Annotated in this window: 34 protein-coding genes; 17 read left to right on the top strand and 17 right to left on the bottom strand. The window is 52.8% G+C overall.

Annotated elements, in window-relative coordinates; genetic code table 11:
* Position 1: 1 nt before the first annotated feature.
* From OS112_08580 to rsmA, 12 genes are read left to right on the top strand one after another with little or no spacing between them, the layout of a single operon-like run.
* Positions 2-268 carry a 50S ribosomal protein L31e gene (locus OS112_08580; protein WAC04509.1) on the top strand — a complete coding sequence of 89 codons (267 nt, stop codon included), beginning with the start codon at positions 2-4 and terminating at the stop codon, positions 266-268.
* A gap of 4 nt (positions 269-272) precedes the next feature.
* Positions 273-935 (top strand): translation initiation factor IF-6, encoded by a 663-nt coding sequence (locus tag OS112_08575; protein WAC04508.1) that lies wholly within the window; start codon positions 273-275, stop codon positions 933-935.
* Positions 936-969: 34 nt separating this feature from the next.
* Complete coding sequence (gene rpl18a, locus OS112_08570; protein WAC04507.1) at positions 970-1161, top strand: 50S ribosomal protein L18Ae; 192 nt, start codon at positions 970-972, stop codon at positions 1159-1161.
* Positions 1162-1171: 10 nt separating this feature from the next.
* Positions 1172-1630, top strand: coding sequence for a prefoldin subunit alpha (pfdA, locus tag OS112_08565; GenBank protein ID WAC06163.1), 459 nt, complete (start codon positions 1172-1174; stop codon positions 1628-1630).
* Positions 1631-1644: 14 nt separating this feature from the next.
* Positions 1645-2691: a signal recognition particle-docking protein FtsY gene (gene ftsY / locus OS112_08560; GenBank protein ID WAC04506.1), complete on the top strand. Its 1047-nt coding sequence runs from the start codon at positions 1645-1647 to the stop codon at positions 2689-2691.
* Positions 2691-4013: a signal recognition particle protein Srp54 gene (locus OS112_08555; GenBank protein ID WAC04505.1), complete on the top strand. Its 1323-nt coding sequence runs from the start codon at positions 2691-2693 to the stop codon at positions 4011-4013. The genes ftsY and OS112_08555 overlap by 1 nt, the downstream gene beginning before the upstream one ends.
* A gap of 1 nt (position 4014) precedes the next feature.
* A complete protein-coding gene (trmY, locus tag OS112_08550; protein ID WAC04504.1) occupies positions 4015-4593 on the top strand; it encodes a tRNA (pseudouridine(54)-N(1))-methyltransferase TrmY in 579 nt (192 codons plus the stop codon).
* Positions 4584-5813 (top strand): tRNA pseudouridine(54/55) synthase Pus10, encoded by a 1230-nt coding sequence (locus OS112_08545; GenBank protein WAC04503.1) that lies wholly within the window; start codon positions 4584-4586, stop codon positions 5811-5813. Before trmY ends, OS112_08545 begins: the two co-directional genes overlap by 10 nt.
* Before the next feature lie 6 nt (positions 5814-5819).
* On the top strand, positions 5820-6110 hold the full coding sequence (locus tag OS112_08540) for a 50S ribosomal protein L21e (protein WAC04502.1): 291 nt from the start codon (positions 5820-5822) through the stop codon (positions 6108-6110).
* Between the two features lie 21 nt (positions 6111-6131).
* The gene (locus OS112_08535; GenBank protein WAC04501.1) at positions 6132-6482 is read left to right on the top strand and encodes an RNA polymerase Rpb4 family protein; all 351 of its coding nucleotides are present in this window, start codon (positions 6132-6134) and stop codon (positions 6480-6482) included.
* 9 nt (positions 6483-6491) lie between these two features.
* Positions 6492-7055 carry a DUF655 domain-containing protein gene (locus OS112_08530; GenBank protein WAC04500.1) on the top strand — a complete coding sequence of 188 codons (564 nt, stop codon included), beginning with the start codon at positions 6492-6494 and terminating at the stop codon, positions 7053-7055.
* Complete coding sequence (gene rsmA, locus OS112_08525) at positions 7052-7816, top strand: 16S rRNA (adenine(1518)-N(6)/adenine(1519)-N(6))-dimethyltransferase RsmA (GenBank protein WAC04499.1); 765 nt, start codon at positions 7052-7054, stop codon at positions 7814-7816. The genes OS112_08530 and rsmA overlap by 4 nt, the downstream gene beginning before the upstream one ends.
* 82 nt (positions 7817-7898) lie before the next feature.
* On the opposite strand, the gene OS112_08520 is transcribed toward rsmA, so the two are convergent.
* The 3 genes from OS112_08520 to lsrF form a co-directional block, all read right to left on the bottom strand.
* Positions 7899-8516, bottom strand: coding sequence for a YkgJ family cysteine cluster protein (locus OS112_08520; protein WAC04498.1), 618 nt, complete (start codon positions 8514-8516; stop codon positions 7899-7901).
* 76 nt (positions 8517-8592) lie between these two features.
* Positions 8593-9645, bottom strand: coding sequence for an alcohol dehydrogenase catalytic domain-containing protein (locus OS112_08515; protein WAC06162.1), 1053 nt, complete (start codon positions 9643-9645; stop codon positions 8593-8595).
* Between the two features lie 43 nt (positions 9646-9688).
* Positions 9689-10513, bottom strand: coding sequence for a 3-hydroxy-5-phosphonooxypentane-2,4-dione thiolase (gene lsrF, locus OS112_08510; protein ID WAC04497.1), 825 nt, complete (start codon positions 10511-10513; stop codon positions 9689-9691).
* A gap of 925 nt (positions 10514-11438) precedes the next feature.
* Between lsrF and OS112_08505 the strand changes: the two genes are divergently transcribed.
* The 3 genes from OS112_08505 (at position 11439) to OS112_08495 (ending at position 15105) form a co-directional block, all read left to right on the top strand.
* On the top strand, positions 11439-12899 hold the full coding sequence (locus OS112_08505; protein WAC04496.1) for an MFS transporter: 1461 nt from the start codon (positions 11439-11441) through the stop codon (positions 12897-12899).
* Positions 12900-13044: 145 nt separating this feature from the next.
* The gene (locus tag OS112_08500) at positions 13045-13605 is read left to right on the top strand and encodes a class I SAM-dependent methyltransferase (protein ID WAC04495.1); all 561 of its coding nucleotides are present in this window, start codon (positions 13045-13047) and stop codon (positions 13603-13605) included.
* A gap of 525 nt (positions 13606-14130) precedes the next feature.
* Complete coding sequence (locus tag OS112_08495) at positions 14131-15105, top strand: hypothetical protein (protein ID WAC04494.1); 975 nt, start codon at positions 14131-14133, stop codon at positions 15103-15105.
* Between the two features lie 60 nt (positions 15106-15165).
* Here the strand turns inward: OS112_08495 and OS112_08490 are convergent, their stop codons facing one another.
* From OS112_08490 to OS112_08455, 8 genes are all read right to left on the bottom strand, one after another.
* The gene (locus OS112_08490) at positions 15166-15954 is read right to left on the bottom strand and encodes an ABC transporter permease (protein WAC04493.1); all 789 of its coding nucleotides are present in this window, start codon (positions 15952-15954) and stop codon (positions 15166-15168) included.
* Complete coding sequence (locus tag OS112_08485; GenBank protein WAC06161.1) at positions 15955-16863, bottom strand: ABC transporter ATP-binding protein; 909 nt, start codon at positions 16861-16863, stop codon at positions 15955-15957. It lies immediately after the preceding gene.
* A gap of 10 nt (positions 16864-16873) precedes the next feature.
* The gene (locus OS112_08480; GenBank protein ID WAC04492.1) at positions 16874-17344 is read right to left on the bottom strand and encodes a HEAT repeat domain-containing protein; all 471 of its coding nucleotides are present in this window, start codon (positions 17342-17344) and stop codon (positions 16874-16876) included.
* A gap of 4 nt (positions 17345-17348) precedes the next feature.
* Complete coding sequence (locus tag OS112_08475) at positions 17349-17708, bottom strand: hypothetical protein (GenBank protein ID WAC04491.1); 360 nt, start codon at positions 17706-17708, stop codon at positions 17349-17351.
* A gap of 21 nt (positions 17709-17729) precedes the next feature.
* The gene (locus OS112_08470; protein ID WAC04490.1) at positions 17730-17870 is read right to left on the bottom strand and encodes a hypothetical protein; all 141 of its coding nucleotides are present in this window, start codon (positions 17868-17870) and stop codon (positions 17730-17732) included.
* A gap of 147 nt (positions 17871-18017) precedes the next feature.
* Entirely contained in the window at positions 18018-18377 is a 360-nt protein-coding gene (locus OS112_08465; GenBank protein WAC04489.1) for a hypothetical protein, read from the bottom strand.
* Between the two features lie 45 nt (positions 18378-18422).
* Positions 18423-18725, bottom strand: a complete 303-nt coding sequence (locus OS112_08460) for a hypothetical protein (protein ID WAC04488.1) — start codon at positions 18723-18725, stop codon at positions 18423-18425.
* Positions 18697-19323, bottom strand: a complete 627-nt coding sequence (locus tag OS112_08455; GenBank protein WAC04487.1) for a LysE family transporter — start codon at positions 19321-19323, stop codon at positions 18697-18699. Before OS112_08455 ends, OS112_08460 begins: the two co-directional genes overlap by 29 nt.
* Positions 19324-19588: 265 nt before the next feature.
* Here OS112_08455 and OS112_08450 point away from each other — a divergent pair, with 265 nt between their 5' ends.
* Both OS112_08450 and OS112_08445 read left to right on the top strand, forming a co-directional pair.
* Positions 19589-20308 (top strand): ABC transporter ATP-binding protein, encoded by a 720-nt coding sequence (locus OS112_08450; protein WAC04486.1) that lies wholly within the window; start codon positions 19589-19591, stop codon positions 20306-20308.
* An 11-nt stretch (positions 20309-20319) separates the two neighbouring features.
* Positions 20320-21015: an ABC transporter ATP-binding protein gene (locus tag OS112_08445; GenBank protein ID WAC04485.1), complete on the top strand. Its 696-nt coding sequence runs from the start codon at positions 20320-20322 to the stop codon at positions 21013-21015.
* A 523-nt stretch (positions 21016-21538) separates the two neighbouring features.
* On the opposite strand, the gene OS112_08440 is transcribed toward OS112_08445, so the two are convergent.
* The 6 genes from OS112_08440 to OS112_08415 all read right to left on the bottom strand — a co-directional run bounded on the left by OS112_08440 (position 21539) and on the right by OS112_08415 (position 26196).
* Entirely contained in the window at positions 21539-22534 is a 996-nt protein-coding gene (locus OS112_08440) for a branched-chain amino acid ABC transporter permease (protein WAC04484.1), read from the bottom strand.
* Positions 22535-22541: 7 nt separating this feature from the next.
* Positions 22542-23417: a branched-chain amino acid ABC transporter permease gene (locus tag OS112_08435; GenBank protein ID WAC04483.1), complete on the bottom strand. Its 876-nt coding sequence runs from the start codon at positions 23415-23417 to the stop codon at positions 22542-22544.
* A gap of 59 nt (positions 23418-23476) precedes the next feature.
* On the bottom strand, positions 23477-24802 hold the full coding sequence (locus tag OS112_08430; GenBank protein ID WAC04482.1) for an ABC transporter substrate-binding protein: 1326 nt from the start codon (positions 24800-24802) through the stop codon (positions 23477-23479).
* 95 nt (positions 24803-24897) lie between these two features.
* Positions 24898-25107, bottom strand: coding sequence for a hypothetical protein (locus OS112_08425; GenBank protein ID WAC04481.1), 210 nt, complete (start codon positions 25105-25107; stop codon positions 24898-24900).
* Positions 25104-25778: a DUF2953 domain-containing protein gene (locus OS112_08420; GenBank protein WAC04480.1), complete on the bottom strand. Its 675-nt coding sequence runs from the start codon at positions 25776-25778 to the stop codon at positions 25104-25106. The genes OS112_08425 and OS112_08420 overlap by 4 nt, the downstream gene beginning before the upstream one ends.
* 19 nt (positions 25779-25797) lie before the next feature.
* Complete coding sequence (locus OS112_08415) at positions 25798-26196, bottom strand: spore germination protein GerW family protein (protein WAC04479.1); 399 nt, start codon at positions 26194-26196, stop codon at positions 25798-25800.
* Positions 26197-26229 lie beyond the last annotated feature (33 nt).

Here is a 26229-nt window from a genome sequence, read left to right as displayed (position 1 = left end):
AATGGCAGAGAAGTTGCAGGAGCATATCTATATCATTCCCTTAAGGGACGCCCGCAGGGCACCGCGGTGGAAGCGCAGCAATGCCGCGATCAAGGACATCAGGAAATACCTCGCAAAGCATATGAAGAGCGAGGATGTCAAGCTCGATAAAGGTATCAACGAGAAGGTCTGGGAGCGGGGGAGCACCAAGCCACCCACAAAGATCCGTATCCGCGCCATGAAGATGGAAGACGGGCAGGTCCAGGCCGAGCTCGCTGAGGAATCGTAAGGATATGGAAAGGACATCTACATTCGCCGGCGACCCGAATATCGGTGTATTCTGCCGTGTTTTTGACGATATCGCAATCGTCCCGCCGGAAGCTCCAGGGGAGTTTAAAGAGGCAGTCCGCGCTGCACTCAATGTCGATCTGGTCGAGACGCTCGTACAGGGAAGTACCATTATCGGATCGCTTCTTGCAGGCAATAGCAGGGGTTTCGTCGTAAGCGGGCTTGCGACACCAGAAGAGATCGCGGCACTTTCCGATTACCGCGAGGTCATGCTCCTGACCGGCACGATGAATGCCGCCGGCAACGTGATCCTGGCAAATGACAAAATTGCAATAATCCACCCGGAAATGGAGACGGAGATGGCACAGGAGATCGGGGAGTTCCTCGGGGTTGAAGTGCTGCAGAAATCCCTTGGAGGAGTCAAGACTGTCGGGATGGCAGGCGCAGCCACCAACAAGGGCGTGATCGTGCTCCCCCGGTCAACTGAGCAGGAGATTGCACGCCTCGAGGTATTCTGCGGGATCCCTATCGGTACCGGGACCATCAACATGGGTTCCGGGCTTATCGGCACCGGCCTTCTCGTGAACACCCGGGGGTACCTTGCGGGTGCCCAGACAAGCGGGTTTGAACTTGGCAGGATTGAGGATGTATTTGGCTTTATCGAATAAATGAGAAAAAATTGGAATTTTGGAGTGAGTTTTCATGGAAGACAAGCAGTATGAAGTTAAAGGCACGTTTATGATGGGCGAAGACTGGAAACCGTATACAAAGGTGATCTTGGCGCCCAATGAGAAGCAGGCACAGGAGCGCACGTTTGCGGTTATCGGCAGCAAACACAACCTTAAGCGAAGGTATATCAAAATCGATGGCGTAACCCTGATTAAGGGTGTATAAAGTGGAACAGATGGATCAGCGGGAACTGCTGACTCTCGAGCATTACCTTAAGGAGTACGGCCAGCAGGCGGAAATTTTTGCAGGCCAACTGGAACTTATGGAGAACGGGAGGATGGAGGCGCTTACCGCAGTTGAAGCGCTCCAGGGTATAGCCGGTGCTGAGGATGGCACGGTGCTGCTCCAGATCGGCGGAGGTGCGAGTGTTCGGGTAAAGGTGCCGGATCCTGATACAATCCTTCTTAATATCGGGGCTGATGTTATCGTAGAAAGGACGAATAAGGACACGGTTGAATTTTTAAAAGACCGTGTCACTGAGATGGAAGCCTCGGAAAAGAAAGTGGCTGAGGCACTCAACCGGCTCCGGTCCCAGATGAACGAGATCGCAAAACGGCTCGAACAGGGATACCAGCAGACGGTCCAGTCTGAACGGATGGCACAGCCAGCTGCTTTGGGCGAACAGGACGAATAGGCAGGACGGCGTGCATGTTCGGGGGGCTTCGCGAACGATTGCAGGCTGCACGTGCGAGGCTTGCCGGGAGTATCCAGACTGCTGTTGCGGACGGTTCGGATAAAAACAGGGATCCCTCTCCGCAACCGGCTGCTTTTTTGGGCCTGCCCGGTCAGCCCAACTCCCCCTCAGATCCTACTTTTGTCAATAAAGTCCGGACCTTCATTATCGACCGCGAGCTGATCATCACAGAAAAAGAGCTCGCCGGTGCACTCGATGAACTTGAGATCACGCTCTTGGAAAGTGATGTGGCGCTTCCTGTCACCGATGCGGTCATCACCCATGTAAAAAAAGACCTCATCGGCAAACACCGGCGTATCGGGCAGTCAGTGGATTCTCTTGTGGTCGGAACATTAAAAGCGGCACTGCTCAACGTGCTGGGCAAAGGATTTGACCTTGAAAAATATATCAGGACCCACGAGCGCCCGGTCAAGATACTATTCACCGGTGTTAATGGCACGGGCAAGACAACAACCGTCGCGAAGATCGGCTTTTTTTTAAAACAGAAGGGTTTTTCGGTTGTAATCGGAGCGGGAGATACGTACCGTGCCGGTGCGATCGAGCAGATCGAGGTCCATTCCGAACGGATCGGCATCAAGATCATCCAGCACCAGCAGGGTGCCGATCCCTCGGCTGTGCTCTTTGATGCTGTCCAGTATGCTGCGTCGCACAAGATCGATGTTGTGCTCGCTGATACGGCAGGTAGATTTCACACCAAGTCGAACCTGATGAGCCAGCTTGATAAGATCCGACGGGTGATGAAGCCCGATCTTGTGGTCTATGTGGATGAAGCCGTCGCAGGAAACGATGCAGTGGTGAGGGCATATGAGTTTGACCGGACTGTGGGGGCGGATGCCGTTGTGCTCACCAAGGCTGACATGGATTCCCGTGGTGGTGCAGCGATCTCGATCGCCCACACCATTGGAAAACCGCTCATGTTTCTGGGCACCGGGCAGGCATATGATGATATCGTGACATTCTCTCCTGAAGGGATGGTCGAGGAACTGCTGGGTGATGTGTAATGCTTGACATTCTCTCCAGTTCATTAAAAGACGCCATCAAGAAGCTGGCAGGAAAGACTGTTGTAGACCGAGCAGCGGTCGACGAACTGGTCAAAGACCTGCAGAGAGCGCTCCTTTCTGCGGACGTGAACGTAAAGCTGGTCATGGAGCTTTCAAGAGCGATCCGCACCCGTTCACTGGATGAGCCCCCGCTAAAAGCAATTGGGGTTCGCGAGCATGTGTTGCGCATCGTATACCAGGAGCTTGTCCGGCTCATCTGGGCATCTACCGATGTGAAACTTGAACCCCAGACGATCCTGATGGCAGGACTTCAGGGCAGCGGAAAGACGACCACAACCGCCAAGCTCGCCCGGTACTTCCAGAAAAAGGGGCTTAAGGTGGGTGTCATATGTGCAGACACGTTCCGGCCCGGTGCATACGACCAGCTCGCAACTCTCTGTGCAAAGATTAATGTGCCCTGCTTTGGCAACCCGCAGGAGAAAGATGCACGTGCAATTACCCGGCAGGGACTGGCCGCATTTAAGGAACTGGAAGTCATCATCGTTGACACGCAGGGCAGGCATGCTCTTGAAGCGAACCTGATCCAGGAGATCATCGAGCTGAACCAGATGACACAGGCGACACACCGGTGGCTTGTGATCGATGCAGCGCTCGGACAGCAGGCGAGTGAGCAGGCACGCCGGTTCCACGAAGCAATCGATATTGACGGCGTCATCATCACCAAGATGGATGGTACTGCCAAGGGTGGTGGGGCCATGTCAGCAGTGGCAGAGACGAAAAGCGGGATTGCTTTTATCGGTCAGGGAGAGACAATCGAAGACCTCGAGCGGTTTGACCCGGACGGCTTTATATCCCGGCTGCTGGGCATGGGCGACCTGCGGGCTCTCGCAGAAAAGGCCGAAGAGGCGATGCGGGCAGATGACGTGGATGTCAAAGCAATGATGAAGGGCAAGTTCACCCTCCGGGACATGTACAAGCAGCTCGAAGCGCTTAACAAGATGGGTCCGCTCAAGCAGATTATGAACATGCTGCCGCTGGGCAATATGGAGCTCCCCGAAGGTGTGTACGATGTCACCAGCACCAAGATGGTCCGGTACCGTATCATCATGGACTCGATGACGAGCACCGAGCTCGATGACCCTGCGCTCATCAACAGCTCACGTATGCAGCGTATCGCCCATGGTGCGGGAGCAAAGCCGGATGAGGTTCGGGAGCTCCTCAAGTACTATAAGCTGATGCAGCGGACCATCAAAGGGCTTCGTGGTGCCGGCGGCAAATTTAATATGCAGCGCTTAATGAAGCGTTTTTCGGGAATGCAGTGAGATGACTTTTTTTGCTGTTGTCGGGCACACTGCCCGCACTGACGGAGCGTTCAGCCTCAATGATCTGCCATCGGGCGGGGGCAGGATGGACGTACTCTGCCGGTGCGTGAATGCATCGCTCTTCCTGTCCCATAATATTCGGCAGGACGTGGAGTGTTCCCTTGTACTGCTTGGCCCGCCAGTCCCGCCAAAGACAGTAAAATTTTCCGGGGATAGTGTCCGTTCCCTGAATCCTGATGAACGCAGCCCGGCTTCGCTGATCAAAAAGGCGCTGGAGATCCCGTGCGGTTCAGAGTTCCGTGAATCATCTGCAGGAGTGGCTGTGCGAAAGGGAGGCCTTGAACGGTTGCTGCAGGAACACAGTTTCGGTGTGCTGGATGAGCAGGGGGCCGACATCCGGACGTGTGGTCGTCTGCCGGACGCATTCCTGCTTTCCGATCATATGAGTTTTTCTATGGATGATGACGCGCTCATAGCCGGGTGCCCCAGGTTTTCCGTAGGTCCCACGATACTGCACGCTGAGTCGGCAATCGTCATTTTGCTCAATGAACTCGACCGGAGGGTAGGCGGATGGAAATAACGGGTGTTGTTGAAAAGATACTTTCCTATGGAGACTGCTGCGATCATTGTCTGGGCAGGTTCTTTGGGAAGCGGGGGCATGGCCTGACCAATGATGAGCGGGGCATGGCGCTCCGGATCTCGCATGCGATTGCCAACAACCTCGCATACGAACCGTTCACCGGATCATGCTGGGTCTGTGGTAGCTTCTTTGATACAGTTCCTGTATGGGCGGACCGTGTTGTTGACGAAATGAAGGGGATCGAGTATGCGACGTTTCTTATCGGGTGTCGAGTTCCTCCGCTTATCTCCGAGAGCGAGGAGATGGTGTGGAGCGACCTTTCACTAGCCGACCCTGAACCATTCAAGTCCGAGGTGAACCGTGAAGTAGGAAAAGCTGTATCGGCGATCACCGGAAAAAACGTGGACTTCAAAAAACCCGACATTGTTGCACTCCTTGACCTTGGCCATGATATGGTTGACCTGCAGATCAACCCGGTCTTTTTCTATGGCAGGTACCAGAAATATGAGCGTGGCATCCCCCAGACCCACTGGGATTGCCGTCACTGCCGGGGTGCCGGGTGCGAAAAGTGCAATTTCACCGGCAAACAATACCAGGACTCGGTCGAGGAACTGATCGGGCGGCCGGTAATTGACCTGTTTTGTGCGCAGAATGCGGTGCTCCATGGAGCGGGGCGCGAGGACATCGATGCCCGTATGATCGGCACAGGAAGGCCGTTCATCCTCGAAGTGGTCTCACCAAAGCGACGGAAGGGGGATCTCCCCTCGGTTGAAGAGGCAATCAACCGGAGTGCACAAGGACGCATCACCGTGGAACTTGTCCGCTGGACCGAACGTAATGAGGTGGAAACCCTTAAATCGAACAAGGCGCATAAAAAATACAGGATCATAGTCGGGGTTGAGGGTGCACCCTCACCTGACGAGTTCGCAAAAGCCGTAAAATCCTTATCCGGCGCCATAATACGCCAGCGCACACCGGAAAGGGTCGCACATCGGCGTGCTGATAAAATCCGCGAACGCAGGGTCCTTGCTATCGAATGCACCGGTGCGGAAGACGGCAGGTTTACCGTCGAAGTGACGGGAGAAGCCGGACTCTACATCAAGGAACTGATATCAGGGGACAACGGGAGGACGCAACCGAGCCTGTCGGAGGTTCTGGGCCTCTCCGCCCGAGTAACCAGCCTCGATGTAGTGCTGGTCGAGGAGAAAAAAAGTGAGTGAATAACCATGGCACACCATAACGGACCGCGAAAAAAGACACGGTATAAGTTCAAGAAAGAATTGAGAAAGCGCGGGCTACCCCCCGTCACTTCCGTCATCCAGAAGTTCGAAATCGGTGAGAAAGTCCACATCGTTTGTGAACCCTCCATCCAGAAGGGCATGCCCCACCGCAGGTTCCACGGGAAGACAGGAACCGTTGTCGGGCAGCGGGGACGCGCCTGGATGCTTGCAATCGCTGACGGCAACGCCGAAAAGATCGTGATCGCAAGACCACAACATCTAAAAGCACAACGGTAAATCCATTATCAGGTGACTGGCATGAAAGTTAAAGGTGTTATTAGCGAAGAGAAGGTCACGCTCCCTCAGGTTCGTGAAGTCCTGCGGGGCGTAGAAGCGCAGCGGCTTGCTGAAGAAAAGGAGATGTCCTACGAGTTTCGCCGCAGTATAGAGCATGCTAATCAGGTCGCAAAGACACCTCCGGAAAAATCAGTGGCGCTTGTGGAACAACTCCTGAAAATGGAGAAGATGAAGCCTGAGATCGCGTTCCGTATAGCAAATATCATGCCCAGGACCCGGGACGAACTGCGCGCGATCTATGCCAAGGAACGCTTTTCACTCGTTCCAGAAGAACTCGATTCTATCCTCGAGATTGTTTCATCCCATTTCTGAGGTGGAGCCATGAAGGTTGAGAAGAAGGAGGTCAACTGCATAGTACTCGATGTTCTTGCAAAAGGGCATCCTGACGACCCCCGCCCCCCGTTCAAACGCGAGCCTCTCGTCCAGGCGATGGGGCTTGAACAGTTCAAACTGCTCGAACTCGTCCCCAAGCAAGGTATCCCGATCGAACTCTACGAGAAACTGTATATCGGTGATGGTGAGCGGCAGAAGATCGAGCGGGTCAAGCGCAGGATCGGGTACGAAGAGCTGACCCAGACTGCCCGCGGTGAACTGCCCTTTATCATCGAAAAAATTGTCAAGGAGCGGGAGCATGATTTTGTACAGTTCTTCAACACCGCAGTTCCTATCACCCCCAAGATGCACATGCTCCACCTGCTCCCCGGCATTGGTAAAAAACTGATGTGGGAGATCTTAGATACCCGCAGCCGGAAACCATTTGAGAATTTTCTGGACATTTCGACCCGCATCAAGTCGATCCCACACCCTGAGAAGATGATTATTGCCCGCATCCTTGAAGAGCTTCAGAACAAGGACGTGAAGTATCACGTCTTTACTACGAGATGAAGGCATATTGTGACCAGCATTTCCTTATCGACCCGCAGGCAGTCGGACGTATCGCAAGCGTAACTGACGTCCAGGACCGCGAAGTGCTGGAGGTGGGACCCGGCAACGGCGCACTTACACAGGCACTGCTCGATCGCGGGGCAATCGTCCATGCGGTAGAGCTGGACAGGGACCTTTGCGACGGTCTTAATGACCGGTTCTCCGAAGCGATCGCTCATGGCAGACTTACCGTGATGCACGGGGATGCGTCGCGGTGTGACCTTCCCCCTTTTTCAATCGTTGTTTCAAACCTCCCGTACTCGATCTCATCGAAGATCACGTTCCGGCTGCTTGAGAAAGGATTCGAGGTTGCAGTGCTGATGTACCAGATGGAGTTTGCAAAACGGATGGTTGCACCGGCAGGCACCAAGGATTGTGGCAGGCTCTCGATTATGGTACAGACCTATGCGACCGCACAGAAGTGCTTCACGCTCCCGCCCAACTGTTTCTCGCCCAAACCACAGGTGCATTCTACGGTGGTAAAGATTGTTCCCCGCCCCCCGATCTTTTATATCAATGACAACAGGCGCTACGCGGATGTCGTGCGAGCCCTTTTTTCCCACCGGAGAAAGACCGTCAGGAACTGCCTGAAGGGTTCCGGCGGAATGCTCGATCCTGCATGGGTGAATCGGGCTATTGAAATACTGCCCAAAGAGATCCTTGCAAGCAGGCCGGAAGAACTGTATCTCGAGGATTTTGCTTCAATTGCAAACCTTGAGTAGACCGGGAAATAGTGTATCCATCAGTCAGGGATCGGTGAGCGGGAAGGGAAAAAATCACGTGTTTTGCGTGAAAAAAAGGTTTTTAGTCTTCCACAGGATCCCCGCGATACCCGTGAGCTCCAAGGATCGTGATCACGTTATTGAGCCATTCGTGATCATCGGTATGGTGAATATCCTGGAGATGGGCAAGGATATGGGAATCATGCCCGTGTATGTTATGTCCACCAGGGCCGTGAGTATGCTGGACCTGATCGTGCTTTGTTTGTATAGGATGAGGTAAATGTGCTATCTTTTCTGACCAGATGGAGACAAGGGCTTCGTCATGTGTCCTGAGCTCATTGATACCGATGACCCTTCCACGGATCTCACCGGATGCATGATGATGGATCAGCATGCGATAACACTGGAAATCCCTGCAGATGGTGGGGCGGGTGGGATAAACTGCACACGCAAACCCCTTGCCTTCGGGATTCTTCCTGCTGAAGAAACATCCCTTGCGGTTCGGATCTTTCCCGCCCGTCTCCTCAAAGTCTTCGGCTATCTCATCCGCAAATTCTGGTTGCGTATGAACAAGAAACAGTTCATTGGAGATCCCGTACCGGCAATAGTAATCCCTCTCCGTGAGCTGGCTTTCAATTTTTATGAACTCCCCAAAGCTCTGGCAGCATTTCCCGCACCAGTTACAGTCGAACTTGGCCATATCTCTCAGCTCATTTCAGCCATGGGGGGTAATAAATTCTGTGAAATATTCCGGGCAAAAACATCAGGAAAAAATGTTATTCCTGTGGATGAATAATAACTTTCAGGCTCCCGTCCCGGTGCCGGGCAGTTAGGAGAAAACCTTGAACCGTTTCTCGTAATGGAAACACATGGGTTATCATGTCGGTCACATTGATTCTTTTATGCTGAATCAATTTCAGGGCCGTTCTCAGATTATGGAAATCGGCAGCATATGAATGGGTAATCGTAATCTCTTTCTGCCACAGGTTCCAGAGGTTGATTTCGGACTGTATTTCAGGATTTGTGGGGGCAAAAAACAAGATCGTACCCCCGGGTCCGACTGCGTCAAGCGACTGTTTCACACAGACGGGAACCGGTGCGGTCATAATGACGGTGTCCGCTCCAAGCCCACCATTTAATTCTTTAAACCTTCCGGGAACATCTTCTGTGGCGGAAATGGTTGCATCGGCACCGAATTTCCGGGCGACCCCCAATCGTTCAGGACTCGGGTTGGAGACAGCGATAAATCCCGCACCATTCAGACGGGCTGCCTTGAGATGCAACAATCCGGTGATCCCCGCACCAATGATCAAAACCGACCGGCCATCCGAGACCGGGGCCCGTTCTTGCCCACGCAACACACATCCAAGGGGTTCAACAAATGTTCCCGCATCAAAAGAAACCGATTCGGGAAGGCGTAGCATACCCCGGTCCACGTTGATCTCGGGCAGCACCACATATTCTGCAAACGCCCCGTACGCATTCTTGAATTTTGTTTTTTGCAGTGTGTCACATGCGGTTGTATGCCCGCGTATGCATGCATTACACGTGTTACATGGTACATGATGGGTGAATGCGACCCGGTCTCCCACTCTCCATTTCGGGTCTGCGCCGGGACCGGTTTCTGCAATGATTCCTGTGCATTCGTGCCCGAACGCCCCGATACCGCCGGGCCTTCCCGCACGCTTGATCCGGTACCATTCCATGACATCTGACCCGCACACTCCGCATGCCATGATTCTGACTTTGATTTCTCCCGGCCCGACTATTGGATCTTCAACATCTTCGGTGCGAATGTCACTGTTCTTATGATAGACCGCTGCTTTCATTGTGTTCACGAATGGAAAGTAAATTTATAAGAGATAAAAAAATTCAGTCAAGCTTGCATGCACCGGGTAAATTTGCATTGTAGATATCCAGGGCTTCCTTTACCGTATGATTTTCATGGACAATTGCACGAATTCCTTTGATCATGCCGATAGGATTGTCATCCTGGAAAATATTTCGTCCGAAATCAACTCCCACAGCACCAGCCTTGACAGAGTTGTAGGCCATCTGGAGAGCGTCAGGAGGACTGGTATACTTACCTCCCGCAACTACGACAGCAGTTGGAGAAACCCAGTCAACCAGTTTGGAAAATTCCTCACAATAATAGGTCTTGATAATCCGGGCCCCGGCATCCTGACAGATACGGGAGGCAAGCGCTAAATAGCGCAAATCCCTCGCCATGTTTTTCCCGACAGCTGTTACTGCCAACACGGGAATTCCGTATTCGTCGGCGTGATTGATCATGTCGGTGAGATTGAGAATCGTCTGTTGCTGGTTGGCAGAGCCGATAAACACACTGACCGCGATACCGGCCGCATCCATCCGGATGGCTTCTTTAATCGTAACCGTGAGCTTTTCATCGCTTAACTCTTCGAATAAAACGCTGTTTCCCCCTGTAACACGTAACATGATGGGCTTTGACCCGGCATCTTCGGGCGCAATATTGCTCCGCACTGCCCCGCGTGTCGTCATCAGGCAATCGCAATAGGGAAGGAGTGTTTTTATTGTGTTGCTCATGTTGCGCAGCCCCGTTGTCGGTCCCTGGAAATAGGGATGATCTATCGCAAGCATCACTACCCGATTATCTTTCGGATTGATTATCCGGTTCATCCGGCTCTGGATTCCAATATCAAGATGTGCATTTACCATGGGGACACTTCACGAGAATTAATGATACACACCTGTATAAAAACTCGGGTTATTTGTGCTCCGGTCTGACGACGAGGTATCCCTTCCCTGTTAACCAGTGGTGAAATTCATGGGTGCTATGGAGACAATTGGATGCACAAATCGCCCGGATTTCTTCATGTTTAGGAGATTTTTCGACTTCTTTATTCAAGAGCAATTGTATCGGGCATTTCACATCATTACAATATTCCCGACGCGTATACTCGATATACCCATCTATCGACTGCATAAGTAATCCTTAGGAAATAAATGAAAAAGGTTTTCGGAATAAAGTACCAAGTACCAATTTTAAAAATTGTTGTTTTCTCACTGTGAACGACCACAAAAGATCCCTTGCTCCATCCCACATTGCTCACCTGAATAGATGCTCTTTGGTATGCACAAGGGCGTGCCAGAGATGATTCAGGGGCGAGGGATATGGTATGCGGGATCTATGAGGGAACAGATTTTACATCGGGATAAACTGCCGGCGGGTGTATATTAGCAGTATTGCCTGTGGCAGGGGCGTACTGGAACAAGGCGTAAAAATACGATGAAATAATCAGAGGGTGAACCAGCAATATTTGGGACTTAATGCCGAGATTATCGGCAATAAAAGAACATTATCTGGTATTTATCCAGATCCAAGAGAATTATTGTTGAGTAAATGTAGATCCTGGAAAAAAATCTGGTTACATTCTGATTTTTTATTTCAACCGGTTTTGATACGGCAAATTTCAACAGAAATACATGGATTGTATCACCAATATCTTGAATTCCGACAGTTTGTACGGATTGCATCCTGCGAATTTCTGTGTGCCAGAGCGCCATTAATAACCTTGGCATTACACCCGCCCTGTTGTATTACGTTCCGTCACCTTTCAAATAGTCTGTGATATATACCTCCATGTACATGGATCCCCTGCACCCGCCAACAGCACGGCAGCAACATGCGGTCCTGTTGATTGTATCGCTCGGTGCATTCATGGTCTCCATTGATGCCACGATTGTCAATATCGCCCTCCCCAGCATCGCCCAATCATTTGGCATCGACATGGGTCTTGTCTCATGGGTGATCATGGTCTATCTTCTTATCCTGATAAGTTCACTCACCATTGCAGGAAAACTCGGGGATATCAAGGGGTTCCGGTACGTATTTTCCGCAGGGTGTATAATCTTTATCACCGGATCAGTGCTCTGTGGGATCTCGGCAACCTTCGGACAGTTGATATGTTTCCGGGCGCTTCAGGGAATCGGGGCTGCCGCCCTGTATGCCATCGGGCCCGCGATGATCGCTGAGCATCTTCCTGCACGGAAACGGGGCTGGGCTCTTGGGATTATGACGACCATTGTCTCGGTGGGGGTTGCAATCGGACCTCTCCTCGGGGGTTTTATCACCGAATACGCGAACTGGAATTTAATCTTCTTCGTCAATGTGCCAGTCGGAATTTTGGTACTTTTTATCTCACTCTCGCTCCTTCCCTCAGATATCCCCACGGCTGTGCCTGCAGAATTTGACCTTGCGGGGGCAGTCCTCATCTTTTTTGCCCTGCTTATGTTTCTTTTTCCTGTTAACCGCGGGCTCGTGCTGGGCTGGACATCCCCGGCCATTATTGGAACTTTTACGGTTTCACTCGTTTTTTTCTTCCTGTTTTTTGTCCGCCAGCATTACTGCAGGCACCCAATCATCAATATGCGGATTTTTAAAAACCGGGCGTTCCTTGCGGGAAATCTTATTGCATTTCTCTTGACGCTTGTTATCAACGGCGCCGAGTTTTTATTCCCGTTCTTTTTTGAAAATGTGCAGGGATTATCCCCCGCTGTCACCGGTATACTGCTTGCAGTCCCGGCCGTTACCCTGATGGTCACCGGGCCGGTTGCCGGTTCCCTGTCGGACCGGTACAGCCCGCGGATTCTCACAACTATCGCCCTCACCATCGCTCTTGCGACGTTTGTCATGTTCAGTATGTTCGATGCGGCAACAGCGTTCCCGTTTATCATTGCCGCTCTTGCACTTGAGGGGATAGCCATTGGCCTGTATTCCTCACCGAACACGAACCAGATCCTTTCTGCAGGCAGCGGGAACGAAAAAGGGCTCTCTTCCAGCGTGATGATGACGATCCGTCACTTCAGTTCAGCACTCGGTGTTGCCATCTTCGGGTCTGCTGTACTGCGGATTGTGTTTGGGACCAGCAGTGCCAAAGGTGTTGTACCAGCCAGTGTCCCAGCTAATCAGCTGGTGATCGGATTTCAGGAGGTGTTCCTGCTCGGGGCAATCCTTGTCTTTGCCGCACTGGTACTTGCTGTGGTGATGAGCTGGGGGACACAAAAGCAGGATAAAAAAAGGGGAAGAGAGTCCACGAGATAAAAAAAAGGCGGACATACAAAACACATGGTGCCCTTTTACCCAATATTTCATGATTTATCATATACTCCGGTTGCTGCCGACCAGTTTGTTCCGGCAGACGGAGGCGATATTTTTTCTTGACCGGTTGCAAAATATTGCACCAACAATGTCCGGTAATCCCGCCCAGGTCTATACACCTTCAGACGACACGCATCTCCTTCTTTCTGCTGCACAACGCGAAGTCCGCCCGATCGATCGTGTGCTGGAAGTCGGTACAGGGAGCGGGATCATCGCAGCCACTCTCGCAAAGACCGCAGCTTCGGTCATTGCCACGGATATCAATCCCCATGCACTGGTTTACGCTCACGGTACAGGAATCGAAGTGGTACGGACAGACCTTTTCTCCGGTCTAAAGGGCACTTTCGACCTTGTGGTCTTCAACCCGCCGTACCTTCCCACGCGGCCTGACGAACGGATCGATGACTGGCTCGAATATGCGCTGGACGGCGGGGAAAGCGGCAGGGACGTGATCGGGCGATTCCTTGAGAATACCGGGCAAGTGCTTGCACCGGGAGGCAGGATCCTGCTCCTGGTCTCATCGCTGACCGGGCTGGATGCGATCATCGGGCTTGCCCTTGCCCACGGGTACTCCGCGACAGTCATCCGCGAGCAGGCCGTTGAGGATGAGAAGTTATACGTGCTCTACCTCATTCGTACGAAGGATTGAAGATATGGCCTGCAGACTACTGAATTCTGAATGAGGAACAAAAATTTTGGCTTTGTAGAAACAGACATGAATCTTTCAGGTTCACACCCGGACTATGAAAATGCATCTCTGCTAACCTGCCAAAAAAATTGATCTCCGCAATGGCACCCGCCCAGCGCGACGCCTCGACGGGTCTCGCGGCGGGCAGATCGGCTGACCGGAATAGCATGCATTGAAGGTTTCAATCGTCATTTTCATGGGAACCCCTGTATCCGCCTTTTGTCTCTGGAATAAAAAAAATGATCTGTCTACGATAGCTCCCGCCCAGTGCGACGCTCGAAGCCTGATGGTTTCCTGTTCTCACCTTCGGCTCGGAACACGAGGAGGCCGGGAATGACTGCGCGGGCGGGCAGCTCTGCTCAGGGTGGCGCCCCCGCTCACGTCCTCCCGTGGGGTACCTTCTTCTCCTTTGATGCTTCAGATTCAGCATGATAAATAAAATTCATGGCATAATAGCGCAAATGATTGCTGTACCAAGCTGCCAAAATGCCTGAACGCCCTGAACTGACTCCCGGAATGGAGATCGCCGCTGAGATCCTGCCTTTCGGAGCAGGTATAGGGATTATGATAGCCTATCTCTCCCTTGTAGGGAGCGATTTCATGCAGGGCCGGCCGCTTCCTGATGAGACCCGGCTCTATCTCCTGTTCATGGGGATGGCGATCGCCCTTGGATCATTTCTCTGTTCCCTTCGGATACGGTATGGCCGGTGGTGCCTGATCCCCCCGGACCAGGCCGGGGATCCGTCAAAGAAAGAGACACCGGGTGTCAGGCTGATCGTCTACGGGTTCATCGTTTTCAACATCGTCATGATCCTATGCATTTTCCTCTTTATGGAGCGGATCAGCCATACAGCAGATACCCGGCTGCCTGATGTACTGGGCATTCTCTGGGGGACTGTGAATGCTGTCCTGGCCTTCGCCTACATGAAGCTGAAAAATTCACCGGGTGCCATGGCATACGGGAAAAAAGATGAAAGGCAGGTATTATGGTCGATCGGTGTGGGCTTATTTCTGGTACTGGTGGCGGTCCTTGCAAGTCCCGGGGTCATGCATAGTCTTGCAGGAAACGATGTTCTTACCGGCATCACGGTTGCCGGTTTTTTCATCCTGATTTTCATCGTAGCGATGGCAGATTATTACAGGACCCGGTTCGGGTACTCAGTTGACGGTTCACCGGAACTTCTGATATCGAAGGTCCGGGATGATGCCCGCAGGGCCTGGTCTGAAGGAAATTTATTCATCAGTATTGCAGTCTTTATGAATGCCCTTTTTATTCTGGCATGGCATCTGGCAGATAACGGCAGTATTCCCCTCTCTATTCAGAAATCTTCCGGTTTTGTCTTCTTTGTGTCCTGGATGACGGTGGACGGGGTCGTGTTCTGTGCGGCTTATATCCGTTATTACCGGAACAATCCGGAGCGTGATCCGGCCGGGGAAAGCGGTGAGCAGCCGGGAAAGTAACGGTTCGCTATTTCCCATTCTGCTGAATTCATCCTCAGATAAAAGGATGGCATATCCTCATCACACGATCAACCTTCTCCGCATCAGGTTGATGGAAACGAGACAGACGATAGAGCCGGCTGCGGCCATCCACGCAAGGTTCAGCACACCTGTCCATGACAATGCCGGTAGCGTCAGCATCCTCATGACTGCGACAAGGTGGGTGAGCGGGAGTACTGCAACCGCGATATACTGGAGGAAGGCAGGGAGGATCGTGAGCGGAAAAAACGTGCCGGAAAAGAGCATCATCGGAGTGATGAACAGGAACGAGGGGTAGTTCAACGTATCGATGCTGGGGACGACTGCCGTGAAACACATCGCGATCCCGGCAAAGAGGAGCCCGCCAAAGAACGCGAGCGGGATGGCGAGCAGGGAGAGCGGGAGCGAGATCACCCCAAATGCCCCGAGCACCGGCAGCATGATAGCCACGTACATCGTGCTCCGGGTCGCACCCCAGAGGAGTTCACCTGCGATCACGTCCTCAATCGAGAGCGGGGTCGCGATCATCGCATCGAAGGTCTTCATGTAGTACATTCTTACGTAAGAACCGTACGTGCACTCGAAGAACGCGGAGTTCATCACTGCAATTGCGAGAATGGCAGGGGCGATGAAGCTGACGTACGGGATGCCATCGATCTGCTGGACATAGGTGCCGATGCCAAGCCCGATCGCGGTCAGGTAGAGGAATGCCTCGATGAATGGCGGGAAAAAGTTGACCCGCCATGTCTTTAAAAAGACGACGAGGTTCCTGCGCCAGACGAACCAGCACCTCCGCGACACTGGGGGAACAGAGAGGAGCTTTATAGTCATCTAATCCCGGAGCCTCCTGCCGGTCAGTTTCAAAAATACGTCCTCGAGCGTCGCGGGGCGGGTAAGGATCTTCTTCGGCTGGCAACGGTCGAAGAGGATCCGGGCAAGTTCCTGGGCCGATCCCGTCGGAACCAGCACCATGTCTCCCGCTTCCTCGAAGGGTGTGTTGCGGTCCTTTAAGTACGAGAGGACGCGGTCGCTCTTCTCCACCTCGACAATCTCTTCACCTGCGTACTGGCGGACAAGGTTGGCAGGGGCTCCCTCTACGAGGATCTTTCCGTTGTCCATGATCACGAGCCGGTCACAGAGCCGTGCGGCTTCATCGAGATAATGCGTCGTGAGCACGATCGTGCATCCCTGAGCCTGCAGCATTTTCAGGCGCTCCCAGACAAGGTGACGCGCCTGCGGGTCAAGCCCGATCGTTGGCTCATCAAGAATCAAAAGCTCCGGGTTGTTTACCAGTGCTCGGGCAAGGATCAACCGGCGTTTCATCCCCCCGGACAACTTCTCGATCGCAACATTGCGCTTCTCATCGAGCTGGACAAATGCAAGGAGTTCGTCTACCCGCTTCCGTGCGGTATCCGCAGGGATATCGAAGTACCGGGCATAGGTGAGCAGGTTGCCCTCGCATGTGAAGTCCGGGTCGAGATTTGTCTCTTGCGGGACAACCCCGAGCCGGCGTTTGATATCAGCCGGGTGTTCATCGGGATCAAGGTCAAAGACGCTGAGCATGCCTCCAGAGCGGGGTGAGACGCATTGGATCATCTTCATGGTCGTGGTCTTGCCCGCGCCGTTGGGGCCCAAAAACCCGAAGATCTCCCCCCTCGTAACTGAGAAGCTGACGCCGTCCACTGCCATAACATTCCCATAGGATTTCGTCAGGTTCCGGGCAGTGATCACGGCTGAAATAACCGGCACCTTACCCTTTTGATATTTTTGCGATTGCACGCTGTGCGGATTCACGGACATCAGAGAATTTGTCTGAAAGCAACAACCGGAGCGGCGTTATTGCCCGGATGTCCCCGAGTGCTGCCAGTGTCTCTATCGCCCCGACCCGTACCTGCATATCCCGGTCATGGAGGCAGCCAATCAGGGGTTCAACTGCTGACCGGTCTTTGATCTTCCCGAGTGCTACCATCGCGGAAAGCCGGACTACTGTCTCCCGATCGCAGAGGAGCCGGATAAGAGAGGGTCCCGCTTCCGCGTCCCCGGTCTTTCCAAGTGCACGTGCAGCTTCGGTACGCACATGCGCATGCTCATCGGCAAGTGCTTCTATAAGCACCGGTATTGCTCCGGCTCCCCCGGATACTCCCAGCGCTTTTACAGCAGCAGCCCTTACAGTTGCACGGCGGTCGTGCAGATCCTTTACAGACGCAGGTGTTTCGGTCATGCGGCTAACCTTCCCAGGATCGTTCGCATACCCCAAACGAGGCAAACGCTTCAATTACTTGGGTCGTCTCATTTTTTGAGAACCGCTCCGTGATCAATGCAAGCAGGGATTCGAGGTCCTCTTCGGGCAGGCACCCGACACTTTCCTCGCCCCTGATGATCAGGTCTGCGATATAACGCAGTTCCTCATCGGAGAGCCGGCTGATCCTCTCCGCAAAATCACTTTTATCAACAGCAAAATGGTTTGAGACAGGTGGCAGGATCGAATGGAACCGGTGACCAGACCCTGAACAGGTGAGGTCCCCACATTCCGGGGCAAGTTTTTTTAAAATTCCAATGTCCTGTTCCGAGAGTTCGCGTGGCATTGTGTCAATTCCGGACGGGGGTCATTTCGATGGCTTTTTGACAAATGTCCTTGACGGGCAGCGGTCGCTGTCACGGTCTGCCGGTACATCTCCGTTGATCCGGCAATCTCCTTCATCGCTGGTTTTTGGTTTATAACTGATGCACTCCCTGCAGCAACCCATTGCACTAGTGTAGGGCAGGGAGAAGTATCAATTTTTGTGTGGTACGAAAAGAAGAGACAATTTTTTTTATCCCCCCCAGATACGGTAACAACATCATGCCTTGCGCAGGCATTACTCAAAGAATAAAAAAGGGGGCGTATCAGGAGATTAGAAATATCTGCCAAGCCAGTTGCTGATCCTTGCAACGATGCCCTCGGGCTCCCTTTTTCCCTTTGTGAGAGTATCAGAACCACGGGGTCTGAATGTCCTCTGGGGGGATGGTTCCTGGCGTGGAGGAATATCCCGGAGCGTGCCCCGCGGTTCTTCGGGCGCCGGTTCAAAACCCCATGAGAAGCCTACCTTGTATGCGTTTTCATTGCGCCGGATCCAATCAGCTGCTGCGAGATAACCCCGGTCTTCAGCCTTCTTGATGGTGTCGTTGTGATCGAGAGTGAAATGGATTTCACGCTGGAGGGCGACCAGCTCATCATATACCTTCTGTGGGACGCGAATCTTCTCCCTGCTCATAGCTCTTCATATACGATTATGATGGGATACGATATTTAATGATTGTCATAAAAATGACCACGATTGCAAGAACAAGGCTGAATTTTTTTGGTTTTGAGCCTTCTGCCAATTGCCTGTGCAATCTTTTTGATTGCACCAATAATTTTTGAACTGCAGCATTTCTATGAGAAAATCAGCCAGATCTGATTTTCCTGATATTTTCGGCTGGCCGGAGAACCAATCATCCCGGATGATGTGTAAATTAAAAATTCTCATTCCTGTCACATCAAAAACCTCCCCTCCTGCAGTGTCATGATCAAATGCAGGATGAATTACTTGTTCAGATTGTTGTGAGGTAATACCCGCCAAAGAGGATTAGAAATACCCCGCAGATGGCAAGGGTCCACCGGTATTCCCTTTCGCCCAGAAAAAACCGCCCTTTGTGGATACTTGCAGAGACAAGGGTAAACCAGCTAAGGTCTGCACCCCAGTGGCCGAGGATGAAGGAAACCGCGCTCAGGACGCCGCCGGCATATGCCCCGATCAGGAGGGAACTGCCCACGGTCAGCCACCAGAGCCAGAAATAGGGGTTGGAGATGCTGGTGACTACACCAGAAATAAACGGTCGTGGTGTTGTGCTGTCTGCCGAAGAGACAGTCAATTCTGAGGGATCGATCCGGGCGTGCCGGCTCTCAACAACAGTGAGGATGCCAAAAATTACCAGTGCCATCCCCCCAATCATTGCGATGAGCCATGAATAGCTGCCAATCAGAACAGCAAGACCGGCGACGATAAGGATCACCATCAGGATCTCAACGGCAATGTGCCCAAGAGTTACCCGGGGCCCCATTGTCCACCCTCCCCGTAATGTTGCGTTAATAGTTGCAATCAGGGTCGGCCCCGGGGCTAGAGCACCGGTCAGGCCGATAAGAAAACCAAGCACGAACATCTGGATGATCTCTGTCATTGATACCCCTGCGGACACAAAGACATAAAAAATACCTGTGCCCGAATTATCGGAAATAACCTGATATGATTGGTACCTGATGGAAAATAAAAACGGGTGGTGTGCTGTGTGCGGATGGCACACTTAAAGTTTTAATATCGTCCCCAGACTCGTACCCGGATAATCAAATACGTATCCATTCACGACGGAGTTTTGCATAATTATATAATGTTTCCTGCCAACGTATACCATATCACTTTTCAGCACGGTGATCTCCATCCTCAGCGTGAATAATGTTACCAAACAGATCGGAGGGCTTCTGGCGGTAAACGGTGTCAGTCTTACCGTCGGAAGGGACGAGATCGTCGGGCTGGTCGGTCCTAACGGTGCCGGGAAGACCACCCTGCTTAATATCATCTCCGGCATTACTTCTCCGACCGCAGGCACAGTCGCATTCTGCGGGGAGGATATTACGGGATTCAAAGCTAATCGGATATGTAAAAAAGGAATTGCAAAAACATTTCAGATCGCCGAATCATTCCCGCATCTTTCTGCACTGGAATGCGTAATGGTCGGTGCACTTTTTGGCAACAATCATATGCCAAGTATGGAGGAGGGGAAAAAGCAGGCAACTGCTGTCCTTGATTTCGTAGGATTTCCCAAAGAAAAAATTGGAACATTGAACAGGAATTTAAACGTTGTCGAGCTCAAACGGGTGCAACTTGCCCGGGCACTTGCGTCAAATCCAAAACTTCTGCTTCTCGATGAGCTGACAACCGGCCTCAACCCGAAAGAGAGCAGCGAAGCGGTGAACCTGATTAAAAAAATCCGTTCGAACGGGACCTCGATCCTGATCATTGAACATGTCATGAGCGTGATCATGGGAGTTTCTGACCGGATCGTGGTGCTGGACCATGGCGAGAAAATTGCTGAGGGAAGGCCGGAAGAAGTTGTGAACAACCAGCAGGTTATCGATACATACCTGGGCGACCTTGACGTATTTTAAGGATGTGTAATGTGCTGGAAATTATAGGGCTTGATATCTATCACGGGAACACACAGGTCGTCTGGGACATCAGCCTCAGGGTCAATGAAGGGGAGATGGTGACCCTGATCGGGCCAAACGGTTCCGGGAAGACATCGACCGTTGAGACGATTGCAGGTCTCAATAAAAATGGTCGCGGCACGATCCGGTTTAACAAAGAGAACATTTTCGGGATGAAACCCTACGAGATCTTCAGCAAAGGGCTGGCGCTTGTCCCCGAAAAGCGGGAGATATTTCCAAAGATGCCGGTCTTAGAGAACCTGATGCTCGGTGCGGGCGACCGTCATGGCTGGAAGGACAGCCTTCACCATGTTTTGAATCTCTTTCCGGTCTTGGAGGACAGGCAGCAGCAGATGGCCGGCACACTCTCCGGTGGCGAACAGCAGATGCTTGCCATCAGCCGTGCACTGATGTCAGATCCAAAACTCCTCATTCTCGATGAACCCTCAACCGGACTCTCCCCGCTCCTTGTATCACAGGTGTTCCGTTCCCTGGAGCGGCTTGGCAACGAGGGCATGACGGTGCTCCTTCTCGAGCAGAATGTCCGCCACGCGCTTGACATGTGCAAACGGGGGTATGTCATTGAAAACGGCAGGATTGTGCTTGAGGGAAAGGCAAAAGACCTCATGCACGAAAAGCACATCCAGAAAGCGTATCTCGGGATCTGACCGGCAGGATATGTAAAAAGTATTTCTTGTCGGTTTTTTTAGGATTTTTTTAACACATCCGAAAACGATCCGCTTTAAAACCTTCCTTATTTCCCATCCAAAACCACCACAACCTAATACTCATCCCCTGCATTTTTGTCAAACAGAACGTGGCTATTTCTGGCTGTCCAATATCCCAATTTCACACCTCAAACAACCAAAATACGCCTAAAACAACCAGTTCCAAAATACCGATGGCTGCATTTTACGAAAACCTGGCTGCCGAATCCTGAAAACAGGGGAAACGGAGCCTGAAATGGGCTTATTTCACTTATGCCCCCGGATAACCCTGGCCGGAATCTGATGCTGTGAGTGCCAAATCCATAATTCCAGTTCTGGTGATCCTGAAGAACCACGAACCCCCTAGCGCAATAAAATCCTGTCACAACCGTCCATTTCTGAACCAGATGAAAAGGTGACCTGACGGATTCATTAACGGCATGCGTACCAGGTCACAACCGCAAAAAAATTAACAGAGTTTACCTTATTCCTTCCCCGGCAAACCGGTAATTCTACCCCGCATCTTCTGTAATGCCTCCCGCCATTTCGGCAATTGGTTGGGGAGGTCCACAAGCCCTTTTGGCAGGAAGATAATTGTAAGGATCAGGATGACACCCACAATGATGTACCGCGAGAAGGTGAGCCCGGCCATCTTCAGCCCCTCCCAGATGACGGTGAGGACTACGGTCCCGATCACCGGGCCGGCGATTGTGCCAAGGCCCCCGAGGATCACGTAGGTGATCGGCCAGAACGAGAGGTCGACTCCGAAGATCTCCGGCGTGATGTACCCGATGTGGTGAATTTCAAGTGCCCCGGCGATACCGGCAAGGTACGCGGAGAGAGCAAATGCAAGGAGGCGGTACCGCATGGGATCTACTCCGGACGCCCGGGCCTCGAGCTCGTTCTCGCGGATCGCGGAGAAGGCAAGCCCGATCCGGGATTTCATGATATACCAGATGAAGACGACCGAAGCAATCGCGATCGCGAGGATAGAGTAGTACTCGATCAGCTGGTAACCGGGAATTGACGGGGAGAGTAGGCGGGGGGATGCAATGCCATCCCAGCCACCGGTGAGCGGGGTGAGGATACTGACGGTGATGGTCTGCACGATGATCGCAAATCCGAACGTGACCATGGCAAGGAACCATTCCTTGAGCCGGACACAGGTAAGCCCGATCAGGATCCCGATGAACGCGGCGACAGCAGCCCCAAAAAAGATCGTCACATAGGGAGAAATCCCACTCTTTACTGCGATCAGCGTCGAGGCATAGGCGCCAATTCCAAAGAACGCTGCATGTCCCAGCGATCCCTGCCCGGAACAGGCGAGCAGGTTCCATGCCGAGGAAAAGATGATGAAGATCAGCATCAGGGAGAGGAGATTGAGAAGGTACATGCTGTCGGATACGAAAGGCATGATAAGGGCAAGAGCAATCACGGCAATTATCCCGTACCGGGCCAGCCTGTGCATGTCAAATATCATAGCCCCTTCACTCTCCTGATTCCCCGAACAGTCCTGTCGGCCGGATCACTAGTACAACGATCAGGATGACAAACGAGATCGCGTCCTTCCAGACCCCGCCAAGGAAATACGCAGCCCCGTTTTCCGCAATGCCATAGAGCAGGCCACCGACAATTGCACCGGGGATGCTTCCCAGCCCGCCGAGGATGATGATGGCAAATGCTTTGACCGCGGGTATGGAGCCCATGTACGGGTTGAATACCTGACCGCTCACTACCCAGAGGGTGCCCGCAGCTGCCGCAAGAGCGCACCCGATACCAAAACTCATGACATCCATCCGCTCGACATTGATGCCCACGAGCATCGCCCCTTTCCGGTTCTGGCTGGTCGCCCGCATCTCCCGCCCTGTCTTTGTCCTTCTCAAAAAAAGGTACAGTCCGACAAGGATTGCGGCAGTCACGACCATGATGATGATGTAATCCAGTGGTATCGTGAGAGATCCGAGCGGGACAGTTACGCCCTCATAAGGGCTCTTGACGCTCTGCCACTCGTCCCCCCAGATCACAGCTGCGCCATTCTGGATGATGTAGATGAGCCCGATCGAAAGGAAGATCTCATTAAGCTTGCCTGTGCCAAGAATCGGGCGGAAACAGAGCCGTTCAACAACGGCACCGATCAGGATCAGGGCGAACATGGAGAAGAGGATGATCACGTAAGGGTTGATGCCGGTTAAAAAAAAGACCGTTGCCGTTACATAAGCGCCGATCATGAGGAACTCGCCGTGGGCGAAGTTCACGATCTTCATGACACCGAAGATCAGGTTCAGGCCGGTGGCAAGCAGGATGTAGATGCAGCCTGCATAGATCCCCCAGAAGAGTATTTGCAGAAGGATCCCAACGTCCACCGTATCTTCTCCTGTAAGCTAATCAGTCGCCGGAAAATAAAAAGGACTTGGATGGGTTTTTATGCGCTGCCGGGTTTGTACCACGATGGTAGGACAAACTCAGTTACTTTGAGGTTATCAGGCCATACGATCTTCGGCCTGCATTCACCGACGCTCTGGTCAAATGCCAGCTGCTCCATCCAGAGGTCGAACTGCGACTCCCGGAAGTCTTTATTAAACGATATCGTGCCGCCTTTCATCGCCTCGATCACCTGCGGCATGCTCAGGTCGACAAGCGCCTGCCTGACCGTTGCCTTGTCGTTTGTCCCGGCACTCGCGGCCGCCTGCACTGCAATATAGATGCCCTCGTAGGTGGATGCGCCCATCATGTCCGGGAACGTGCCCCACTTCGCATTGTAGCTTGTCTTGAACTTTGCCTGTGAGTCAGCTACCGCGCCAACGGGAGCAGTGTAGGGTGAGAACCGGCTCTCAATGATGGCGCCTTCCCCGTACTGCCCGAGGTCCTTGTAGAACTGGGCGTTGTCATTGTTCTCAACATTCAAAAAGATCGTGTCAAGCCCGATATCCCTCCGCGCCTGTGTGATGAGCGGAGCTCCCTCGTTCGGGAATGCCGCGATATATACTGCGTCGGGATTTGCAGCTTTGATTGCGGTCAGCGGTGTCCTGAAATCGCTTTCACCCATCTTGAAGCTCTGTTGGGTGACGAGCGCGATGTTGAGCTTGTCCTTTGTGATCGTATTGTTCACCGCGGACTGCACCCCTTTGCCAAAGGCCGTGTCCTGGTATATGAGTGCGAGCCGGAACGGGCGGTCGGCAGCAGCGTTCAGCTTCTTATTGACCGCAGGCCGGATGATCTGGTCGATGAACATCGTGGTATACATCCCATAGCTGTCGGTTGTCGGGCAGTGGTGGAAGACGTAACTGGTATCGATGTCCGTGCGGTGGGTGATGATCGGGCTTGAAGCGCCGGTAACGATGAACGGTACCTTGTATTCTGCGATGGTCTGTTCATATGCAGATGTGACAGCGCTTGAGTACCCTCCGACAAGGATGTCCACCTTGTCATCGGTGATCAGCTTGGTCGCCGCTTTCTGTCCCCCCTGCTGGGTGGACTCGTCGTCACCTACGATCAGTTTAAGCGGGATCTTTGTTCCGTCCTTGAGCGTCACGCCTCCTTTGGCATTGATCTCGTCCGCTGCAACCTGCGCGGACTGCCACATGTTCTTTCCGACATTGCTGGCCGGGCCGGTCAGCGATGCGATCACGCCGACCTTGATCTCTGTCGGCTTGGCAGACACCGGCGCCTGCTGTGTGCAGCCGGCGCACAATACCGCAAGGAGAACGATAATTACGAGAAAAACTGACAGTTTTATTGAACCTTTCATGGAAATACCCCTATGCTATGCCATAGCATGGCATAGTATAGTGTGGGGATTACCTTTATAAAAAATTCGATATCGGTTTTCAGGTTCAGAATTATTTATCGTAGACGATCTCTGACAACATCCGGCAAAACGCCCTCATCAAAGGGCACAAAGAACCATTGGTCATCATCGGAAAATAGAAGTGCGGCAGGGCTCCTCGACACAATTGCACCATGTGCACTGCAGATAATCTCCTCGCGGACGAGTGGAAAAAATACTCGTTTCCCAATGGTAACCGGTGCTGCAACCGTTAATTCGGGCGTCATGTCACGAGGGCTCCCAGACCCGCACTCCGGAGGGCTGTAATTCCGGCCCGCACATCCGGCCGGAGCAGTTCACGGGCTGCTGAAAGAAGGATCCGCAGGGGTTGGCCAATCCGGTACCTGACCGAGAGATCGATTGCCAGTACCTCGTGGTCAAAGACCGGTTCCATATCTATGCAGATGTGGGAAGCGGTGAATGCAAACCGCGTAGCCCAGTAGCTCCCGTAGAGCATGCCGGTCGCTGCCGGGTCACCCAGCCCGATGCGCACTCTCCCATTGCACCGCTCAAACCTGCTCATGCGGCAGAGAACGCTGCCGATCCTGATGGCGGGCATTGCAAGGTTGCGGATAACCGGGACAAGATCCGTTGCAGCCCGGATGTCCGCTGGCCTGTAGGAAGGGGGTGGCGTTATCTCTTTTTTTTCCGGTCTCCGGTCAAATGAAAACAGGACATGGCTGAAGATAAGGAGGACTGTCTGCGACCTTCCCGCGCGTTTTGTCGAACGGATGGCGATGATCCCCCACCGGGCCGTTGCCTCAAGATCCTGCCGTCCTCTATCGTACCGGTACCGGATGAAAACGCGGACCGGGACAAGCCAGAGTACAAGGATTGAAAAAAGGATGAGTCCGGCAAGGAGCCCGGACAGGTAGATCACAAGAATGACGGGGTCCATCCGATCCTGTGAATACCCGTCAGAGTTCCTCTTTCTTTGCCGGAGTGGACCGGTTTTGTCCTGAACTTACGGTTTTTAACGCATCGATGACCTGTGGGGCAAGCGATTCACCCAGAGCCGAGATGACCTGTGCGATGGCGCTGTCTTTTTTTAAGGACATGACCTGGACACCTTCAGGACCTTTCACATCCTTGTGCAGGATGATGAGCGCCACCGGCTCGATACCGCCACCCGCGCCGGCACCATCACCGTTGCCGTCTTTTCCCTGCCCGGCGCCGGCACCAAGCCCAAATCCGAACCGGGCAATAGGGATGGCAACCTTTTCGCCAAGATCAACAGGCTGGCCCATCACGTTCTGGGCGGAAAGGAATTCTTTGAGTTCAGCCGACAGTTCTCTGATAAGAGTTTCACTCGACATACGGGTTTCACTGGTTATTGCATTGTGACCGGC

The sequence above is a fragment of the Methanoregula sp. genome (assembly GCA_026625165.1).
Taxonomy (GTDB): Archaea; Halobacteriota; Methanomicrobia; order Methanomicrobiales; family Methanospirillaceae; genus MVRE01.
This window is presented reverse-complemented; position numbering and strand designations above follow the sequence as displayed.

What these genes read in the sequence shown, in the direction of transcription:
- OS112_08545 (WAC04503.1), top strand. Translation starts at nt 4,584, where the DNA reads ATGGAAATAACGGGTGTTGTTGAAAAGATACTTTCCTATGGAGACTGC.
- OS112_08505 (WAC04496.1), top strand. Translation starts at nt 11,439, where the DNA reads ATGTACATGGATCCCCTGCACCCGCCAACAGCACGGCAGCAACATGCG.
- OS112_08535 (WAC04501.1), top strand. Translation starts at nt 6,132, where the DNA reads ATGAAAGTTAAAGGTGTTATTAGCGAAGAGAAGGTCACGCTCCCTCAG.
- OS112_08425 (WAC04481.1), bottom strand. Translation starts at nt 25,107, where the DNA reads ATGACGCCCGAATTAACGGTTGCAGCACCGGTTACCATTGGGAAACGA.
- OS112_08530 (WAC04500.1), top strand. Translation starts at nt 6,492, where the DNA reads ATGAAGGTTGAGAAGAAGGAGGTCAACTGCATAGTACTCGATGTTCTT.
- OS112_08415 (WAC04479.1), bottom strand. Translation starts at nt 26,196, where the DNA reads ATGTCGAGTGAAACTCTTATCAGAGAACTGTCGGCTGAACTCAAAGAA.
- lsrF (WAC04497.1), bottom strand. Translation starts at nt 10,513, where the DNA reads ATGGTAAATGCACATCTTGATATTGGAATCCAGAGCCGGATGAACCGG.
- OS112_08465 (WAC04489.1), bottom strand. Translation starts at nt 18,377, where the DNA reads ATGAGCAGGGAGAAGATTCGCGTCCCACAGAAGGTATATGATGAGCTG.
- OS112_08540 (WAC04502.1), top strand. Translation starts at nt 5,820, where the DNA reads ATGGCACACCATAACGGACCGCGAAAAAAGACACGGTATAAGTTCAAG.
- rpl18a (WAC04507.1), top strand. Translation starts at nt 970, where the DNA reads ATGGAAGACAAGCAGTATGAAGTTAAAGGCACGTTTATGATGGGCGAA.
- OS112_08480 (WAC04492.1), bottom strand. Translation starts at nt 17,344, where the DNA reads ATGACCGAAACACCTGCGTCTGTAAAGGATCTGCACGACCGCCGTGCA.
- OS112_08555 (WAC04505.1), top strand. Translation starts at nt 2,691, where the DNA reads ATGCTTGACATTCTCTCCAGTTCATTAAAAGACGCCATCAAGAAGCTG.
- OS112_08440 (WAC04484.1), bottom strand. Translation starts at nt 22,534, where the DNA reads ATGATATTTGACATGCACAGGCTGGCCCGGTACGGGATAATTGCCGTG.
- OS112_08430 (WAC04482.1), bottom strand. Translation starts at nt 24,802, where the DNA reads ATGAAAGGTTCAATAAAACTGTCAGTTTTTCTCGTAATTATCGTTCTC.
- OS112_08470 (WAC04490.1), bottom strand. Translation starts at nt 17,870, where the DNA reads ATGGGTTGCTGCAGGGAGTGCATCAGTTATAAACCAAAAACCAGCGAT.
- OS112_08515 (WAC06162.1), bottom strand. Translation starts at nt 9,645, where the DNA reads ATGAAAGCAGCGGTCTATCATAAGAACAGTGACATTCGCACCGAAGAT.
- rsmA (WAC04499.1), top strand. Translation starts at nt 7,052, where the DNA reads ATGAAGGCATATTGTGACCAGCATTTCCTTATCGACCCGCAGGCAGTC.
- OS112_08420 (WAC04480.1), bottom strand. Translation starts at nt 25,778, where the DNA reads ATGGACCCCGTCATTCTTGTGATCTACCTGTCCGGGCTCCTTGCCGGA.
- OS112_08490 (WAC04493.1), bottom strand. Translation starts at nt 15,954, where the DNA reads ATGACTATAAAGCTCCTCTCTGTTCCCCCAGTGTCGCGGAGGTGCTGG.
- OS112_08500 (WAC04495.1), top strand. Translation starts at nt 13,045, where the DNA reads ATGTCCGGTAATCCCGCCCAGGTCTATACACCTTCAGACGACACGCAT.
- trmY (WAC04504.1), top strand. Translation starts at nt 4,015, where the DNA reads ATGACTTTTTTTGCTGTTGTCGGGCACACTGCCCGCACTGACGGAGCG.
- OS112_08580 (WAC04509.1), top strand. Translation starts at nt 2, where the DNA reads ATGGCAGAGAAGTTGCAGGAGCATATCTATATCATTCCCTTAAGGGAC.
- ftsY (WAC04506.1), top strand. Translation starts at nt 1,645, where the DNA reads ATGTTCGGGGGGCTTCGCGAACGATTGCAGGCTGCACGTGCGAGGCTT.
- OS112_08575 (WAC04508.1), top strand. Translation starts at nt 273, where the DNA reads ATGGAAAGGACATCTACATTCGCCGGCGACCCGAATATCGGTGTATTC.
- OS112_08455 (WAC04487.1), bottom strand. Translation starts at nt 19,323, where the DNA reads ATGACAGAGATCATCCAGATGTTCGTGCTTGGTTTTCTTATCGGCCTG.
- OS112_08520 (WAC04498.1), bottom strand. Translation starts at nt 8,516, where the DNA reads ATGGCCAAGTTCGACTGTAACTGGTGCGGGAAATGCTGCCAGAGCTTT.
- OS112_08475 (WAC04491.1), bottom strand. Translation starts at nt 17,708, where the DNA reads ATGCCACGCGAACTCTCGGAACAGGACATTGGAATTTTAAAAAAACTT.
- OS112_08495 (WAC04494.1), top strand. Translation starts at nt 14,131, where the DNA reads ATGCCTGAACGCCCTGAACTGACTCCCGGAATGGAGATCGCCGCTGAG.
- pfdA (WAC06163.1), top strand. Translation starts at nt 1,172, where the DNA reads ATGGATCAGCGGGAACTGCTGACTCTCGAGCATTACCTTAAGGAGTAC.